Source organism: Shewanella zhuhaiensis, assembly GCF_022484835.1.
In the GTDB taxonomy this organism is placed as follows: domain Bacteria; phylum Pseudomonadota; class Gammaproteobacteria; order Enterobacterales; family Shewanellaceae; genus Shewanella; species Shewanella khirikhana.
Window position 1 is genome coordinate 705,965 of the sequence record NZ_JAKUDL010000002.1, and the last position, 15,550, is coordinate 721,514.

The 15,550-nt window shown below is 52.6% G+C and carries 13 protein-coding genes and 2 tRNA genes; 10 read left to right on the forward strand and 5 right to left on the reverse strand.

Annotated elements, in window-relative coordinates; all coding sequences use genetic code 11:
• Positions 1–72: 72 nt before the first annotated feature.
• The 4 genes from zwf to MJ923_RS08765 are packed head-to-tail and all read left to right on the forward strand — an operon-like array spanning position 73 to position 4,756.
• Positions 73–1,545, forward strand: a complete 1,473-nt coding sequence (gene zwf / locus MJ923_RS08750) for a glucose-6-phosphate dehydrogenase (protein WP_240590750.1) — start codon at positions 73–75, stop codon at positions 1,543–1,545.
• A 10-nt stretch (positions 1,546–1,555) separates the two neighbouring features.
• Positions 1,556–2,254, forward strand: a complete 699-nt coding sequence (pgl, locus tag MJ923_RS08755; protein WP_240590751.1) for a 6-phosphogluconolactonase — start codon at positions 1,556–1,558, stop codon at positions 2,252–2,254.
• An 11-nt stretch (positions 2,255–2,265) separates the two neighbouring features.
• On the forward strand, positions 2,266–4,092 hold the full coding sequence (edd, locus tag MJ923_RS08760; RefSeq protein ID WP_240590752.1) for a phosphogluconate dehydratase: 1,827 nt from the start codon (positions 2,266–2,268) through the stop codon (positions 4,090–4,092).
• Between the two features lie 19 nt (positions 4,093–4,111).
• Complete coding sequence (locus tag MJ923_RS08765; protein WP_126166963.1) at positions 4,112–4,756, forward strand: bifunctional 4-hydroxy-2-oxoglutarate aldolase/2-dehydro-3-deoxy-phosphogluconate aldolase; 645 nt, start codon at positions 4,112–4,114, stop codon at positions 4,754–4,756.
• Positions 4,757–5,329: 573 nt separating this feature from the next.
• Here the strand turns inward: MJ923_RS08765 and gap are convergent.
• Positions 5,330–6,343 carry a type I glyceraldehyde-3-phosphate dehydrogenase gene (gene gap, locus MJ923_RS08770; RefSeq protein ID WP_240590753.1) on the reverse strand — a complete coding sequence of 338 codons (1,014 nt, stop codon included), beginning with the start codon at positions 6,341–6,343 and terminating at the stop codon, positions 5,330–5,332.
• Between the two features lie 141 nt (positions 6,344–6,484).
• On the reverse strand, positions 6,485–7,363 hold the full coding sequence (locus tag MJ923_RS08775; protein ID WP_240590754.1) for a DUF2989 domain-containing protein: 879 nt from the start codon (positions 7,361–7,363) through the stop codon (positions 6,485–6,487).
• Positions 7,364–7,584: 221 nt separating this feature from the next.
• Here MJ923_RS08775 and MJ923_RS08780 point away from each other — a divergent pair, with 221 nt between their 5' ends.
• The 4 genes from MJ923_RS08780 to MJ923_RS08795 all read left to right on the forward strand — a co-directional run bounded on the left by MJ923_RS08780 (position 7,585) and on the right by MJ923_RS08795 (position 10,816).
• The gene (locus tag MJ923_RS08780) at positions 7,585–9,024 is read left to right on the forward strand and encodes a glyceraldehyde-3-phosphate dehydrogenase (protein ID WP_240590755.1); all 1,440 of its coding nucleotides are present in this window, start codon (positions 7,585–7,587) and stop codon (positions 9,022–9,024) included.
• A gap of 236 nt (positions 9,025–9,260) precedes the next feature.
• Positions 9,261–9,336, forward strand: a tRNA-Gly gene (locus MJ923_RS08785).
• 21 nt (positions 9,337–9,357) lie between these two features.
• Positions 9,358–9,431, forward strand: a tRNA-Cys gene (locus MJ923_RS08790).
• A 188-nt stretch (positions 9,432–9,619) separates the two neighbouring features.
• Positions 9,620–10,816, forward strand: coding sequence for an amino acid aminotransferase (locus MJ923_RS08795; protein WP_240590756.1), 1,197 nt, complete (start codon positions 9,620–9,622; stop codon positions 10,814–10,816).
• Between the two features lie 79 nt (positions 10,817–10,895).
• Here MJ923_RS08795 and yvcK read toward each other — a convergent pair whose 3' ends face one another.
• Positions 10,896–11,804, reverse strand: a complete 909-nt coding sequence (yvcK, locus tag MJ923_RS08800; protein ID WP_240590757.1) for a uridine diphosphate-N-acetylglucosamine-binding protein YvcK — start codon at positions 11,802–11,804, stop codon at positions 10,896–10,898.
• Positions 11,805–12,069: 265 nt separating this feature from the next.
• On the opposite strand from yvcK, the gene MJ923_RS08805 reads away from it, so the two are divergent.
• Positions 12,070–12,813, forward strand: coding sequence for a glucosaminidase domain-containing protein (locus MJ923_RS08805; RefSeq protein ID WP_240590758.1), 744 nt, complete (start codon positions 12,070–12,072; stop codon positions 12,811–12,813).
• Complete coding sequence (locus MJ923_RS08810; protein ID WP_240590759.1) at positions 12,779–13,414, forward strand: DUF2987 domain-containing protein; 636 nt, start codon at positions 12,779–12,781, stop codon at positions 13,412–13,414. The genes MJ923_RS08805 and MJ923_RS08810 overlap by 35 nt, the downstream gene beginning before the upstream one ends.
• 135 nt (positions 13,415–13,549) lie before the next feature.
• Here MJ923_RS08810 and ttcA read toward each other — a convergent pair whose 3' ends face one another.
• Entirely contained in the window at positions 13,550–14,509 is a 960-nt protein-coding gene (gene ttcA, locus MJ923_RS08815) for a tRNA 2-thiocytidine(32) synthetase TtcA (protein WP_126169456.1), read from the reverse strand.
• 83 nt (positions 14,510–14,592) lie between these two features.
• On the reverse strand, positions 14,593–15,525 hold the full coding sequence (uspE, locus tag MJ923_RS08820; protein WP_240590760.1) for a universal stress protein UspE: 933 nt from the start codon (positions 15,523–15,525) through the stop codon (positions 14,593–14,595).
• Positions 15,526–15,550 lie beyond the last annotated feature (25 nt).

Sequence of the window (15,550 nt, forward strand, 5' to 3'; positions counted from 1 at the left end):
TTATATTACAACAAAAGGGCTTTCAACCGTCCATCATACGGTGAAGCCGATGACAAAGGAGAGCTTGCAGCAATGGGCAACACTACAACCGGGGCGAAGGCCTGTGATTTTGTCCTCTTCGGTACCAAGGGCGATCTCGCGAGACGTAAACTGCTCCCTTCTTTATATCAGCTGGACAAAGCCAAGCTGCTTCATAACGACACCAAAATCATCGGTGTCGCCAAAGACCACTTTTCCACTGAAGAATTCAAAGAGCTGGTTAAGACCGCACTGACCACCTTCGTTAAAGAAGCACTGTGCGAAACCACCCTGGCCCGATTCATTGAGCGCTGCCATTATGTCGGCACCAATTTCACCGAGTCAGAAGGGTACAGCGCATTCCACGAGCTGCTGGAGCCGGAAAAGCGGGTGATGGTGAACTACTTCGCGACCCCGCCAGCCATTTTTGGCGACATCTGCCGCTGCCTGCACGAACAGAATCTGATTTTCCCCGATACCCGCGTTGTTCTCGAAAAGCCCATTGGCTCCGATCTCGAATCTTCCAAAGTCATCAACAATCAGGTTTCTGAGTTCTTCAACGAAAACCAGGTGTACCGTATCGACCACTACCTGGGTAAAGAAACCGTTCAAAACCTGATTGCGCTGCGTTTTGCCAACTCGCTGTTTGCCTCCAAGTGGGATAACCGCACCATTGACCATGTGCAGATCACCGTGGCCGAAGAAGTGGGTATCGAAGGCCGCTGGGGTTACTTTGATAAAGCCGGTCAGATGCGCGACATGATCCAGAACCACCTGTTGCAGGTGCTGACTCTGGTTGCCATGGACCCGCCGGTAAACCTGGATGCCGATTCAATCCGTGATGAAAAGGTAAAAGTGCTCAAATCACTGCGCCCCATCAATATGGATAACGTCAACGAGAACACGGTCCGCGGCCAATATTCTGCCGGCTTCCTTAAAGGCAGCCCTGTGCCTGGTTACCTCGAAGAAGAGGGCGCCAATGTGGACTCGAACACCGAGACCTTTGTAGCGCTGCGGGTTGATATCGACAACTGGCGCTGGGCCGGTGTGCCGTTTTACCTGCGAAGCGGCAAGCGCATGCCTTTCAAGAGCTCAGAAATCGTGGTGTACTTTAAAAACCCACCGCATAACCTGTATCGCTCCAACTACCGTAATCTGCCGCCCAATAAGCTGACCATTCGTCTGCAACCACACGAAGGCGTGGAAATCCAGATGATGAACAAGGTGCCCGGGCTTGAGCAGAAGACCCGTCTGCAAACCACCAAACTTGACCTGAGCTTCTCCGATACTTTCAAGAACGAGCGTATCGCCGATGCCTACGAGCGTCTGCTTCTGGAAGCCATGCTTGGCAATCAGGCGCTGTTTGTGCGCCGCGATGAAGTAGAGCAGGCGTGGACCTGGGTAGATGGCATCATCCAGGCATGGGAAAACAGCAACGAAAGACCCAAGGCCTATCCGGCCGGTACCTGGGGCCCGGTAGCCTCTGTGGCGCTCATCACCAAAGATGGCCGCTCCTGGGATGAGTAAGGAGGCGAGGGTGCTTAAAGAAACCGTATTTAAATCATTCGACAACACCGAATCTTTGGAAACTCAGCTGGCCGAGCGTATTGCCCGTCAGCTGCAGGAAGCGGTGGATGCCCGTGGTAAGGCGAGCCTGGTGGTCAGTGGTGGCTCTACGCCGCTTAAACTGTTCCAGGCCCTGTCGAAAAAGGCCATCGATTGGAACGAAGTGTTTGTGACCCTGGCGGATGAGCGCTGGGTGGACAACGACCATAAGGATTCCAACGAGCGTTTGGTGCGTGAGAATCTGCTGCAGCACCGGGCAGCCTCTTCCAAATTCCGTGGCCTTAAGAATATGTTCACCAGCGCCGAAGAAGGCGCTGCCATGACCTCAGAGCAGCTTGCCAATGTGCCACGTCCGTTTGATGTGGTTGTACTTGGCATGGGTAACGATGGTCACACCTGTTCCTGGTTCCCTTGCTCAAAAGAGCTTGGAAGGGCGCTCGACAGCAGCAACCTGTGTGAGGCGGTGACGCCAACCACAGCGCCGCACGAGCGTATCACCCTGACCAAACAGGCTATTCTGAACAGTCGCCAGATCTATTTGCATCTGGTGGGCGAACAAAAGCTCAGCGTCTATCGTCAGGCGTTGGAAAGCGATGATATCAAAGCGATGCCAATCCGTGTGGTTCTCGGGCAGCACAAAGCGCCCGTGGACGTGTATTGGAGCGCCTAAGGAGGCAATGTATGCACCCCGTAGTTAAGTCGGTGACCGACAGGATCATCGAACGCAGTAAAGAAAGCCGCAGTGCTTATCTGGCCGCCATCGGCGAAGCCCGCAGCCAGACAGTGCACAGATCCAGCCTCAGCTGTGGCAACCTTGCCCACGGTTTTGCCGCGTGCGGTGCCGATGATAAACAGTCACTGCGCCAACTTAACAAGGCCAATATCGGCATTGTGACCGCATTTAACGACATGCTGTCGGCGCATCAGCCTTACGAGCATTACCCAAGCCTGCTTAAAGCGGCCTGTAATGAAGTGGGCAGTGTGGCGCAGGTAGCCGGCGGCGTGCCAGCGATGTGCGACGGGGTGACCCAGGGCCAACCAGGCATGGAACTGTCACTCTTGTCCCGTGAAGTGATTGCCATGGCTACCGCCGTTGGTTTGTCACACAACATGTTCGATGGTGCCTTGCTGCTGGGTGTGTGCGACAAGATTGTTCCCGGTCTCTTGATTGGTGCCCTGAGCTTTGGTCATCTGCCGATGCTGTTTGTACCGGCTGGCCCAATGCGTTCTGGCATCCCCAACAAAGAAAAGGCGCGTATTCGCCAGAAGTTTGCCGAAGGCAAGGTCGACCGCGCCGCGCTGCTGGAAGCTGAGGCCAGTTCCTATCACAGCGCCGGTACCTGTACCTTCTACGGTACCGCCAACTCTAACCAGTTGGTGCTGGAAGTGATGGGGCTGCAGCTGCCTGGTTCATCCTTCGTTAACCCTGACGATCCGCTGCGTGAAGCCTTGAGCAAGATGACCGCCAAACAGGTATGCCGCCTGACCGAGCAGGGGCTGCAGTATTCACCCATAGGTGAAATCGTCAGCGAAAAATCCATTGTGAACGGCATTGTGGCGCTGCTGGCTACCGGCGGTTCCACCAACCTGACCATGCACATCGTGGCCGCTGCCCGCGCTGCGGGCATCATCATCAACTGGGATGATTTCTCCGAGCTGTCCGATGCGGTGCCGCTGCTTGCCCGTGTGTACCCAAATGGTCATGCCGACATCAACCACTTCCACGCCGCAGGCGGCATGGCGTTCCTGATGAAGGAACTGCTGGACGCAGGTTTAGTGCACGAAGATGTGAACACAGTTGCCGGCTTTGGTCTGCGGCGCTACACCCAGGAGCCCAAGCTGCTGGATGGCGAGCTGACCTGGGTTGACGGTCCTGCCGAAACCCTGGACGGCGAAGTACTGCGCCCTGTGGGCGAGCCGTTCCAAAGCAACGGTGGCCTTAAGCTGATGAAAGGTAACCTTGGCCGCGCGGTTATCAAGGTGTCGGCGGTGCAGGAAAAACACCGCATCGTTGAAGCACCAGCGGTGGTGATTGACGATCAGAACAAGCTCGATGCGCTGTTTAAAGCGGGCGAGCTCGATAGAGACTGTGTGGTAGTGGTAAAAGGTCAGGGCCCGAAAGCCAACGGCATGCCTGAGCTGCACAAACTCACGCCAATCCTTGGCACCCTGCAGGACAGAGGCTTTAAAGTCGCACTGATGACCGACGGTCGTATGTCCGGTGCCTCAGGTAAAGTGCCTGCCGCTATCCATTTGACGCCGGAAGCGCTGGACGGTGGCTTGATTGCCAAGGTGCAAAATGGCGACCTTATCCGAATCGATGCCATCAAGGGTGAGTTGTCGCTGCTGGTGTCTGAAACTGAACTGAGCGCCCGTGTGGCCGAATCCGTGGATCTTAAAAAGTCCCGCTTCGGTATGGGCCGCGAACTGTTTGGCGCCCTGAGACAAAACCTCAGCAGCCCAGAAACCGGTGCACGCTGCACTGACGCCATTGATGAACACTACTAATCCATGAAGGAAACGACAGATGTCTGAGAATAACTGGTCTTTGCAACCACAGGATATTTTTAAGCGCAGCCCGATTGTTCCCGTCATGGTGATCAACAAGCTCGAACATGCCGTGCCCTTGGCAAAGGCATTGGTCGCCGGTGGTATTAGTGTGCTCGAAGTGACGCTGCGCACCGAATGTGCTCTCGAAGCCATTGAAAAAATTGCCAAAGAAGTTCCTGAAGCCCTGGTCGGCGCCGGTACCATTTTGAATGAAGAACAGCTCGAGCAGGCGGTGAATGCCGGTGCTCAGTTCATCATCACGCCGGGTGCCTACCCAGAGCTGCTTAAAACCGCCATTCAGGGGAAAGTGCCACTTATCCCCGGTGTGGCGAGTATCTCTGAAGTCATGGCGGGTATGGCCATTGGCTATCGTCACTTTAAGTTTTTCCCAGCCGAAGCCTCTGGCGGTGTGAATGCACTGAAAGCCTTCCAGGGCCCCTTGGCGGATATCCGCTTCTGCCCAACCGGCGGCATTACGCCCTCAAGCTACAAGGACTACCTTGCGCTGAAGAACGTAGATTGCATCGGTGGTAGCTGGATTGCCCCAACTGATGCAATGGACGCCGGTGACTGGGACAGGATCACCAGCCTCTGTAAAGAAGCGCTGGCCGGCCTGAACTAAGCTGGCACCTTTACTGCTTAAGCTATCTATTCGTAAAAAGCCCCGCACCTGCGGGGCTTTTTTATGGGCATCTACTTATTGCGACATTCGCAATAAATCGCTGTTTGTTTGAGGAATAAAGCAGACATAACGCAGGGGCGTGCGTTTGATATGGGGCTGGATTCGGTGCTTAGGCGAGCATTGGTTATGTGGCCGGAACACATTCAAATCAGCCTATGGCCATAGGAGCTGAACTATTATCTTTGCTTGTTAGCTATCTGGTTCCTATCTTGCTCGCTATCTTGGCTTGGCCATCCGGATTAAAAGCTGAACAAAGAAACGGGATAGGGCAGCTGATACCCGCTTTGGGTCCTGTATTTCGCAGCTTATAGCAGCCGCTTCCCTGACGATGGCGCTCATCCAAACAAGGTCATAGAGGGACCTGAGGTTTGCAGCTTCCGAGTCGGTTAGGCAAGTGGGCAGTAAGGAGTGAGTTGGCAACTTGCAGCGAACGCATGAAAACCACATCAGCAACGAGTGGAACGCAGGCAACAAAAAAAGGCCCCTCGGGGCCTTTTTGTATGTGAGAACGTCTTACTTGGCGTTCATCAGGGCAACGGCGTTGTCCAGCATACGGTTGCTGAAACCCCACTCGTTGTCGTACCAGGCCATAACCTTCACCAGACGACCACTTACGCGGGTCTGAGTAGCGTCGAAGTTGGAAGAGAAGGCATTGTGGTTGAAGTCGATAGACACCAGCGGCTCTTTATTTACTGCCAGTACCTGACTCAGAACTTCATCGGCAGCCAGGGCTTTTTCGATGATTTCATTTACTTCGGCCACAGTGGTGTCGCGAGAAGCGATGAAAGACAAGTCAACCAGAGACACGTTCACAGTAGGTACGCGAACCGCCAGACCATCAAACTTGCCTTGCAGCTCAGGAACCACCAGACCTACCGCAGCAGCGGCGCCGGTCTTGGTTGGGATCATAGACATGGCAGCAGCACGGGCGCGGCGCAGATCGCTGTGATACACGTCAGACAGACGCTGGTCGTTGGTGTAGGCGTGGATGGTGGTCATCAGGCCAGACTCGATACCAATGGCATCGTTCAGTGGCTTGGCGAATGGCGCCAGACAGTTAGTGGTACAGGACGCGTTGGAGATAACGGTCATGTCGCTGGTCAGCACGTTCTGGTTAACACCGTAAACCACAGTGGCATCCACGTTCTTGCCTGGGGCAGAGATGATCACTTTCTTGGCGCCGGCATTCAGGTGAGGCTGTACGGCTTCTTTAGAGGTAAAGATACCGGTACATTCAAACACCACGTCAACCTTAAGATCGGCCCAAGGCAGCTTGGCTGGGTCACGCTCAGAGAAGGTGAGGATCTTGTCGCCGTTGACATAAATCGCTTCTGCGTCGTTCTCAACTTTGGCGTTGAAACGGCCGTGTACAGAATCGTATTTGGTCAGGTGGGCGTTGATGGAGGCGTCGCCGAGATCGTTGATGGCAACGATTTCGATAGGATATTCTTTTTCGCTTTCGTACAGAGCACGCAGTACGTTGCGACCGATACGGCCATAGCCGTTAATTGCTACGCGGATAGTCATTTCATATCCCTCAGTGATTATAAACAATATCTGGTAGTAAAATTACCAAATTGTTTGAATTCGTCAAGTTAATTCCCAGTTTTAACCCGATTATCGCCCCAAAAAACGTTATTATTTTACACCGCTCTCGCTTTTTATAATTTATTGGCCATCGGGCGCTGAAATTTCATGCTCTGGCGCAGATTTTGCCGCGGCCGGTGCTGCTTTGGCTCTGAGCGTTTTTTCAATGCTGCTGCCTGCAAAGCTGCCGGACTTGATGGCATCGCCAAGCGCCTGAGCCTGTTCATCCAGCATGGCAATAAGCTGTTTATCGCCTTTCACCAGCGCATGCATTTGTGCTTCGTTCACCGCCTGACCGGTTAAAAATACATTGGCGCGTGAGTAGAGATAACTCGACTCCAAATCGTGCAGGTTACGCGAGGCGGTTGCCAGTCCCAGCAGCCAATCAGGATCTGTGTGAGCCGCATCGGTATGCGCCAAAACATCAAGATACAAGGTTCTCGCCCTGGCGGCGTCAGTCTTCAGGTAGTAAATCGCGAGTTTTGACAGCAATTCAGGGTCGTCCACCTGGCCATCGGCCTCGGCTTTTAACAGCACATCCAGCGCCTTGGCGTCATTAAAGCGTGACCAGTGGTAGTAGGCGAGGTGAGGCTCGGTCGAGTCTTTAGTGGACTTTTGCAACTCATCGAGATTTTGCACGCTTATGCCAAAGGCGCGCATCCTGTCGTTGGTGCGCGACACGTTCACCTTATGCTGCACGCCAGCGGCAAGCTCAATACATTTGGAATAGACCTCCAGGAAGCGCAATTGGTCGTAAATTTGTTTGCCGCTGGGCTCGGGGGTGCTTTTTAAAATGAAGCGCTGACGAATAAGGTCGCCTTTTTCATAACGACACCAACTGTCACGGTGCAGATCTTCGCAAAGTTCGGGATTATTTTTACAAATAGCGTCTGTGTTACGGTCATTATCGCAGCCAAAAAGCACAAATCCGCTGGAAAAGGCGATAAATGATGTAAACATTACAAAAAAAGAACGGGTGGAGTGGCTTTTCACGGCATTTTCTCTAATAAAATTACACGCTTAGCGAAAATATCTTACTGGTAAGGCGGAGCAAGTTTCATTACAATAGCGCCGACCAAAATCGGAGCCCGACCCTATACTAAACTGATTATGGTCGTTTCTGTTTGTTACTCAAACCTTTCTGTAAATAAATATAGAAAAGTGAGATAAAGGATCTGTACATGAGTGCTGATAAACACCTGCAAAGCTGGCAAGAACGATTTGAAATGGCCGAGGCTATGCAACCTCTGCTGGGTAAACTGTATCGCAACCAAGGTGTAGAAGTTGTTGTCTATGGCAAGCCTCTGCTGAACGCCTCTACCATCGAAATCATTAAGGCTCACCGTCTGGTGCGTCGCCACGTAGGTGACAAACTGCGTCTGCGCGAAAGCTTCCCTTTTATTGAGGCCCTGAGCAAGCTGGCAGTTAAGCAGTGTAAAGTGGATATCGGCAAGCTCGCCGTGAATTACTGGCGCAACCACAGCGACGCCAGTGAAATCGAGGCCTACATGGCCCGCGAACTGGCCAGCGCCATTGACCATGCCGATGAAGTAGAGCCAAGAGACGTAGTTCTGTACGGTTTTGGCCGTATCGGTCGTTTGCTGGCCCGTTTGCTGATTGAACGCACCGGCCGAAGTAACAAGCTGCGTCTGCGCGCCATCGTTATCCGTGGCGGCCGTGCCGGCGACCTGGAGAAGCGTGCCAGTCTGCTGCGCCGCGATTCTGTTCACGGTCCATTCAATGGCTCTGTGGAAATCGATGAAGAAAATAACGCCCTCATCGCCAACGGTACCTACATCCAAATTATCTATGCCAACGGTCCGGAAGAAGTGGATTACACCAAGTACGGCATCAACAATGCGCTGGTCGTTGATAACACCGGCGTGTGGAAAGATGAAGCGGGTCTGGGTCTGCACCTCAAGAGTCCAGGCGCTGCCAAGGTACTGCTGACAGCTCCTGCCAAAGGCAACATCAAGAACATCGTATTCGGCGTGAACGATAACGACATTCTCGATGAAGACACTATCGTTTCTGCCGCGTCCTGCACCACCAACGCCATTACTCCGGTGCTGAAGGCCATCAACGACAAGTACGGTATCGAAAACGGTCACGTGGAAACCATCCACTCCTACACCAATGACCAGAACCTCATCGATAACTACCACAAGGCTGATCGCCGTGGTCGCAGCGCACCGCTGAACATGGTTATCACCGAGACAGGTGCTGCCAAGGCCGTTGCCAAGGCGCTGCCGGTACTGGCAGGTCGTTTGACCGGTAACGCTATCCGTGTACCTACGCCAAACGTGTCCATGGCTATTCTCAGTCTGAACCTGAATGCTGAGACCAGCAAAGACGATATCAACAACTACCTGCTGGATGTAGCGCTGCACTCACCGCTGCAAAACCAAATCGATTTCACCAACTCTACTGAAATCGTATCCAGCGACCTGGTAGGTTCACGTTACGCCGGTGTAGTAGACTCCGAAGCCACTATCGCCGATGGCAAGCGCGCCATCCTGTATGTGTGGTACGACAACGAGTTTGGTTACAGCTGTCAGGTAGTCGGCGTGATGCAGAAAATGCTCGGCCTGAACCACCTGTCACTGCCTGTGTCCGAGTAATCAGCATCAGGTTGACAGCTAAAAAGCCCGGCAATGCCGGGCTTTTGTTATTGTTCGCACAATTAACCGCCAGACAGCACATTTCGGGGCAAAAAGCCGTTGACTGGTCGATCGAAAAAGGTAGAATGCAACTCGCTGACAGGGAACTCTGTTGGCAGTAAGGAAATGCGATATTAGCTCAGTCAGGCAAAGGCAGCGATACCAAGCCTAGTTTGACGAGGTTATACGCGACAAATGCGACATTAGCTCAGTTGGTAGAGCGATACCTTGCCAAGGTATAGGTCATCGGTTCGAACCCGATATGTCGCTCCAATCTTTCCTTATTCACTTAGTGGCGCGATGGCAGAATGGCTATGCTGCGGATTGCAAATCCGTCGATCTCGGTTCGACTCCGGGTCGCGCCTCCACTTCAAGTTCCAACTCTCTCCCATTTCAAATCCGTTTTATACTTATCAAAGTTTTATTCAAAATTTTGACGAATATTCATCTATTAGAGATTTTCACAAAGAATCTTTAGGCATGGCTTAACGGCTGCGGCGCGCAATGCTATAACTATGCGGTTTTCGTTACCCTCACTGAATAAAGGATAGATCCCATGATATTTTCCCAGGTTGTACCCGCACCCGCCGATCCGATTTTAGGTCTGACCGACGCCTTTAAGGCCGATCCACGGACCGATAAAGTCAACCTCGGGGTAGGGATCTATAAAGATGAGGCAGGGCAGACGCCGGTACTGAAATCCGTCAAAAAGGCAGAAGCCATTTTGCTGGACGAGGAAACCACCAAGAACTATCTGGGCATCGAAGGCGTAACCCTGTACAACAAGGTGGTGCAGGCGTTGCTGTTTGGTGGATCCCATCCAGTGCTTGATGCTGGCCGCGCCGTGACTGCTCAGGCGCCGGGCGGCACAGGGGCGCTGCGCATCGCAGCAGAGTTTGTGGTTCGTAACACCCAAAGCCGGGTGATTTGGGTGAGTAACCCCACCTGGGCAAACCATCAGAACATTTTTGAAACCGCCGGTCTGACCGTAAAGGAATATGGCTACTACGATGCGAAGAGCCACGGTATCGACTTCGACGCCATGCTGGCCTCACTGGATGCCGCTGATGAAGGTGACCTGGTGCTGCTGCACGGCTGCTGCCACAATCCAACCGGTATCGACCTGAGTTTGGCGCAGTGGCAGAAGGTGGGTGAGCTATGTGCTGCCAAAGGCCTAATTCCACTGTTTGACTTTGCATATCAGGGCTTTGGCCGTGGTATTGAAGAAGATGCCGAAGGGCTGCGTCTGGTGGCATCCATGGTGCCTGAGCTTTTGATTGCCAACTCCTTTTCGAAAAATTTCGGTCTGTATAACGAGCGTATCGGTGCTGTCACTCTGGTGGGCGCTACTAATGATGAAGCCAACGTTGCTTTCAGCCAAATCAAACGCACCATTCGTGCAAACTACTCAAACCCACCGGCTCACGGCGCCATGATTGTCAGCACCATCCTTAGCCGTCCAGAGCTTAAGGCGCAGTGGGAGCAGGAACTCGCTGAAATGCGTGAGCGCATCGCCAAGATGCGTACCTTGTTTGTGGAAAGCCTGGCCGACGCCGGCGTGGCTCAGGACTTTTCCTTTATCAGCCACCAAATGGGGATGTTCAGCTTCTCTGGCCTGAATAAAGCTCAGGTGGAAGCGCTCAAAAACGAACATGGTGTGTATATTGTTGGCTCGGGCCGCATCAGCGTGGCCGGTATGACCCAAAGCAACATGCCTGCCATTTGTAAGGCGATTGCGGCTGTGCTCGCGTAAATCGCCCAGCATAGGTTCCAAAATAGAAAAGGCTGCGATTGCAGCCTTTTTTTGTCACTGTTGATTTGTATTTGCTGATTCAGGCAATCAGCCTGCTGCGACCCATAGGTGACATAATAGCTTTCGCCAGCGCCTGGGTATCATGCAAACCGCGGTGATGTTTGCTCTTAAGTGGTAAATAATGGCAAATGCCATCAACACGTTCTTCATCGGCATGGCACAACACCCGCTCAATCATCGGCTTGCCAATCAGCTGATGGCACCAATCGATGCGCTCTTTTAGCGAAAGATGGTTGGCGGCGGCTGACACCTCAGCGGTGAGGTTATCAATCAGGATAACCTTGGCTTTCGAGCGGCGAATGGCTGCGGCGATTTTGGGCAGCAATAACGCGGGCAGGGTGGATGTTAAAAAGCTGCCCGGGCCCAGTACGATGAGTTCGGCTTCCTCAATTGCCTGACAGGCTTCCTGAGTCGGTTCAACCATTGGCTCAAGCGAAAGCGCGATGGGATGGCTTTCAAGCCTGTCCACATCCAGCTCACCAAACACCCGATTACCACAGGCTTCCAGCGCCACCAGATGGGTTGGCTGCTCGGACATGGGGATCAGTTTGCACTCGATTTTCAGCATGCCGCGAATAAGATTGACCGCTTCGAGTGGTCGTACACACAACTGATCCAGCGCATAGAGAATAAGATTGCCAAGGTTGTGACCACCAAGCTCGGTCTCGCCCTCGAAGCGGTACTCAAACAGCAGTGAACCTACGGACGGCCGGTCGGCCAATTGGGATAAACAGTTACGAAGGTCGCCCCAGGCGATACAGTCATGCTGCGCGCGCAGGCGACCTGTGGAGCCACCGTTATCTGTGGTGGCCACAATGCCTGTGAGTCTGGGACCAAGAAATGACAGGCTGGAAAGTACCCGTCCAAGACCGTGACCGCCGCCAATGGCGACCACTTTGCGATAATCGTTAAGCTGCAAAATATCCATCTGCGACTTCCCTGACATATAACTGAAAGCGCCGACACCCCTTGTCGGGCAATCTAAACCCCAATAGTTTAGATAAAACGGCTGGATTATACAGCCATTAATTTTGCTATGGGAGCCTTATCACATATAATGCCGGGTGCGAACATACTTTCGCCTGAATAACAGGATTAAACTATTGAAAACCGGTAAGATATCTACGCTTATTTTTGCTTTCGCCCTGTGTTTTACTGCGATTTTTTTGCTACGGATAAGCCTGATACCGGAAATGGACGCCCCTCGTAACACCATGAAAATCTTGCCAACCTTGTCGCAAACAACCAGGTTGCCGGATTTCGAAACCTATCAGGATGTTGGCGAAAAAAAGGCCGCTTTTTTTGAATTTCTGCGCCCGATCGTACAGAAAATTAACCAGAGCACCCTGAAAAAGCGCGAAAACGTTAACCGAATGCTTGTAAAGCTGAACAGCGGACAAGACCTTTCACGCAAAGAAAGTAAAGCCCTGGCAAGACTGGCTGCTGAATACGATATTGAGGAAGCCACTGAGCTTGCAACCGCAGAACGCTTGTTAAAACGCATCGATATAGTGCCAGAGTCACTGGTGCTGGTGCAGGCGGCCAATGAAAGCGGCTGGGGCAGCTCGCGCTTTGCCAAAGAAGGGTTGAACCTTTTCGGTCAGTGGTGCTACAGCAAAGGCTGCGGTATTGTGCCCTCGGCTCGCGGCCAGGATATGAGCCATGAAGTCACCGTTTTTAACACGGTGGAAGATGCCATTGCGTCCTATATCAACAATTTAAATACCCATCCTGCTTATCAGCTGTTTCGCGCCATTCGCGCCGAGCAGCGCCTGAAAGGGCAAGAGCCGGATGCGTCCAGTCTGGTTTACGGGCTGCTGAATTATTCCGAGCGCCGTGAGGCCTACGTGGATGAACTGCTGCAAATGTTGCGGCACAACCAAAAATATCTGGAAACCAATGATGAAACGGACAATCAAGCTGTGTCTGCTGTCTAGCCTGTTGCTGTCGATGCCCGGATTTGCCGGCAAAGTATCGCTGGAGTACGCAGGGTTCCATGACCGCCTGAAGGTGGTAAATCGAGGCGAATATCCAAGAGTGGAGCTGACCTTTTCTGTGCCGCAAACGGAAGGCTGCAAAATTGTCAGCGGTGAAATTACCACAGAAACCAAGCGCTTTCCGCTGACCTTTACAGAAGATCAAAGGCTGTACATCCCCTTTGATGATGAGCTGAAAACCATGCGCGCCCTGGTGGAACTCGAAACCCAGGGAGATGCCGAAGGCTGTGGTCTGGCGCTGCAAATCCGTGAGCGGGTGCCAAAAGCTGCCTATACTGCCGCAGATTTGATTGCTTTGAAACAGGAAATGGATGACCTGCAAGCTGCACTGCAGGGCTTCCCGATGAAGTACTTCGCCAAGCCTGCCGATGGTATTCGATTTGTGTTTGACGATACAGAAACCACTGTCGGCCGTAATGGTATTGAGTCTGTGGTCAATGGTGCGTTTATTCTTGGCAGTAATGAGATTGATGCCACCGAAACCCTCAAATTCAGCAAAGCGGCATCTGTGGTCAGCCCCTGGTTTAACCGCACTCAATAACTCGGTCTAAGGCCGCAAAAAGCCCCAGCCAACGCAGCGAGTTGATTGTGTTATTGGGGGAGTTGCGCCCTTAAGCACGGCCATTAAAAAAGCCCGCATGATGCGGGCTTCTTTATGTCAGCTACTTTGCGCTAATTATGGCGTGAAGGTAGACACAATATCGATGCGCTCACCCACGGGCTTGGCCGCTTTGTCCAAATCTATATGGCCGCTGTTGGAGACATCCATAAAGTCAAAGGCGGGCAAATCAGCTTCGGCAACATCACCGCGGAACTCGGCATTGGGATCTTGCTTAAGCGACACAAAATCAAACTGCTCGCGGTCAACCCCTTGAGATGGCGCAGTATTTTGCATAGCGGTGAAGATGGTTTCGATACGGCCAGGGTGCTGGCGGTCCCACTGCTTAAGCATGTCTTTAATGGCGGCACGCTTTAAGTTTTCCTGCGAACCACACAGATTACACGGAATAATGGGGAAGTTTTTAAGCTGCGCGTACTCTTCGATATCTTTCTCGCGGCAATAGGCGAGGGGACGAATAACCACGTTGGCACCATCATCGGATAACAGCTTAGGCGGCATGGCCTTCATCTTGCCACCGTAGAACATGTTCAGAAACAGGGTTTCTATGATGTCATCTCTGTGGTGACCCAGGGCAATTTTGGTGGCGCCGATACGCTGGGCAAAACCATAAAGGGTGCCGCGACGCAGGCGAGAGCACAAAGAGCAGGTGGTTTTGCCTTCGGGAATTTTATCCTTAACGATAGAGTAAGTGTCTTTCTCAAGGATGTGATAAGGGATCCCAAGGCTGTCGAGGTAGGCAGGCAAAATGTGCTCAGGAAACCCGGGTTGCTTCTGATCGAGGTTTACCGCAACGATTTCGAACGACACAGGGGCGCGCTGTTGCAGGTTTATCAGAATATCCAGCATGGCATAGCTGTCTTTGCCGCCGGACAGGCAGCACATCACCCGGTCGCCTTCTTCAATCATGTTGTAGTCGGCAATAGCGCTGCCAACTTCGCGACGCAGCCGCTTTTGCAGCTTATTGAGGCGAGTGATCTGTTTTTTGGAAAGTTCGTCTTGCTGGATTTCAGACATTACAACGTCAGACATAAAAAAGCGCCCGGTAACCTAGGTTTCAGGGCGCGTATTATTCCAGCTTAGTGGCTTAGGGTAAAGCCTTAGCCTTCCACAAGCGGAGATTTATATCCGTCGGGCTTAATGGCCAGCAAATCACAGTTAAGACTGTCGATGACGTGCTCGGCTGTGTTACCAATCAGCGCGGCAGAAAAGCCGGTGCGGCCAACGGTACCCAAGATCACAAGCTCAGCGTCCAAGGCCACGGCAAGCTCGGGGATCACATCTTCTGGCAAGCCTTCTTTCACATGGCAATGCTCTGGATTAATGCCATAGGCGCCAGCGAGATACTGCACCCGCTGCTCGTGCTGCAAACGAATAGATTCGTTATAGCTGTGGGCGTCGAAGTCGGGCAGTTCAATGGCAAGGTTTACCGGTGTGCCCGGGTAGCCGTTCACCAGATGTACATGGGCATTAAACTGCGCGGCGAGCGCCTTGGCATGCTCGATGATTTTGCCATTGAGCTGCTGATGCTCAGGATCTTCAGTGGCGACGTTGACGGCACAGAGGATTTTACCGTCAACCGGCCAGTCGTGTTCTTTCACCAGCAAAACCGGTACCGGCGCCTTACGCATCAGGTGCCAATCGGTTGGGGTGAAGATAACGGCCTTTAACTTATCGTGCTCATGGGTGCCCTTGATGATGACGTCGAACCCACCTTCAATGGCAAAATTGATAATGCTTTCGAAGGGACGGTTGTGCCAAACCACCTGGGTTTGGATTTCAAGGCCTTTGTTTACATAAGGGGTAAGGATGTCGCCAAGCCAGGCCACGCGCTGATCGATCACCCCTTTACGCATGGCTTCACGCTCATGGGCAGAGAGGATAGAAGTCATTTCGTAGGAGAAGTCGAAAATCGACAGAAATACGGTGATGCTGCCCTGGTTTTTGGCGGCAAGCTCCACTGCACGTTCAAGAGCCACCTGACGATCGTTTGTGGGGTCAATCACGACCAATAACTTCTGATAATCCTTCATGGCTGCCTCCTGAAATTGGCTTGGT

Coding starts and splice junctions, on each gene's coding strand:
- MJ923_RS08805 (WP_240590758.1), top strand. CDS start 12,070: ATGGACGCCCCTCGTAACACCATGAAAATCTTGCCAACCTTGTCGCAA.
- MJ923_RS08780 (WP_240590755.1), top strand. CDS start 7,585: ATGAGTGCTGATAAACACCTGCAAAGCTGGCAAGAACGATTTGAAATG.
- uspE (WP_240590760.1), bottom strand. CDS start 15,525: ATGAAGGATTATCAGAAGTTATTGGTCGTGATTGACCCCACAAACGAT.
- zwf (WP_240590750.1), top strand. CDS start 73: ATGGGCAACACTACAACCGGGGCGAAGGCCTGTGATTTTGTCCTCTTC.
- edd (WP_240590752.1), top strand. CDS start 2,266: ATGCACCCCGTAGTTAAGTCGGTGACCGACAGGATCATCGAACGCAGT.
- MJ923_RS08765 (WP_126166963.1), top strand. CDS start 4,112: ATGTCTGAGAATAACTGGTCTTTGCAACCACAGGATATTTTTAAGCGC.
- ttcA (WP_126169456.1), bottom strand. CDS start 14,509: ATGTCTGAAATCCAGCAAGACGAACTTTCCAAAAAACAGATCACTCGC.
- yvcK (WP_240590757.1), bottom strand. CDS start 11,804: ATGGATATTTTGCAGCTTAACGATTATCGCAAAGTGGTCGCCATTGGC.
- MJ923_RS08795 (WP_240590756.1), top strand. CDS start 9,620: ATGATATTTTCCCAGGTTGTACCCGCACCCGCCGATCCGATTTTAGGT.
- MJ923_RS08775 (WP_240590754.1), bottom strand. CDS start 7,363: ATGTTTACATCATTTATCGCCTTTTCCAGCGGATTTGTGCTTTTTGGC.
- gap (WP_240590753.1), bottom strand. CDS start 6,343: ATGACTATCCGCGTAGCAATTAACGGCTATGGCCGTATCGGTCGCAAC.
- MJ923_RS08810 (WP_240590759.1), top strand. CDS start 12,779: ATGAAACGGACAATCAAGCTGTGTCTGCTGTCTAGCCTGTTGCTGTCG.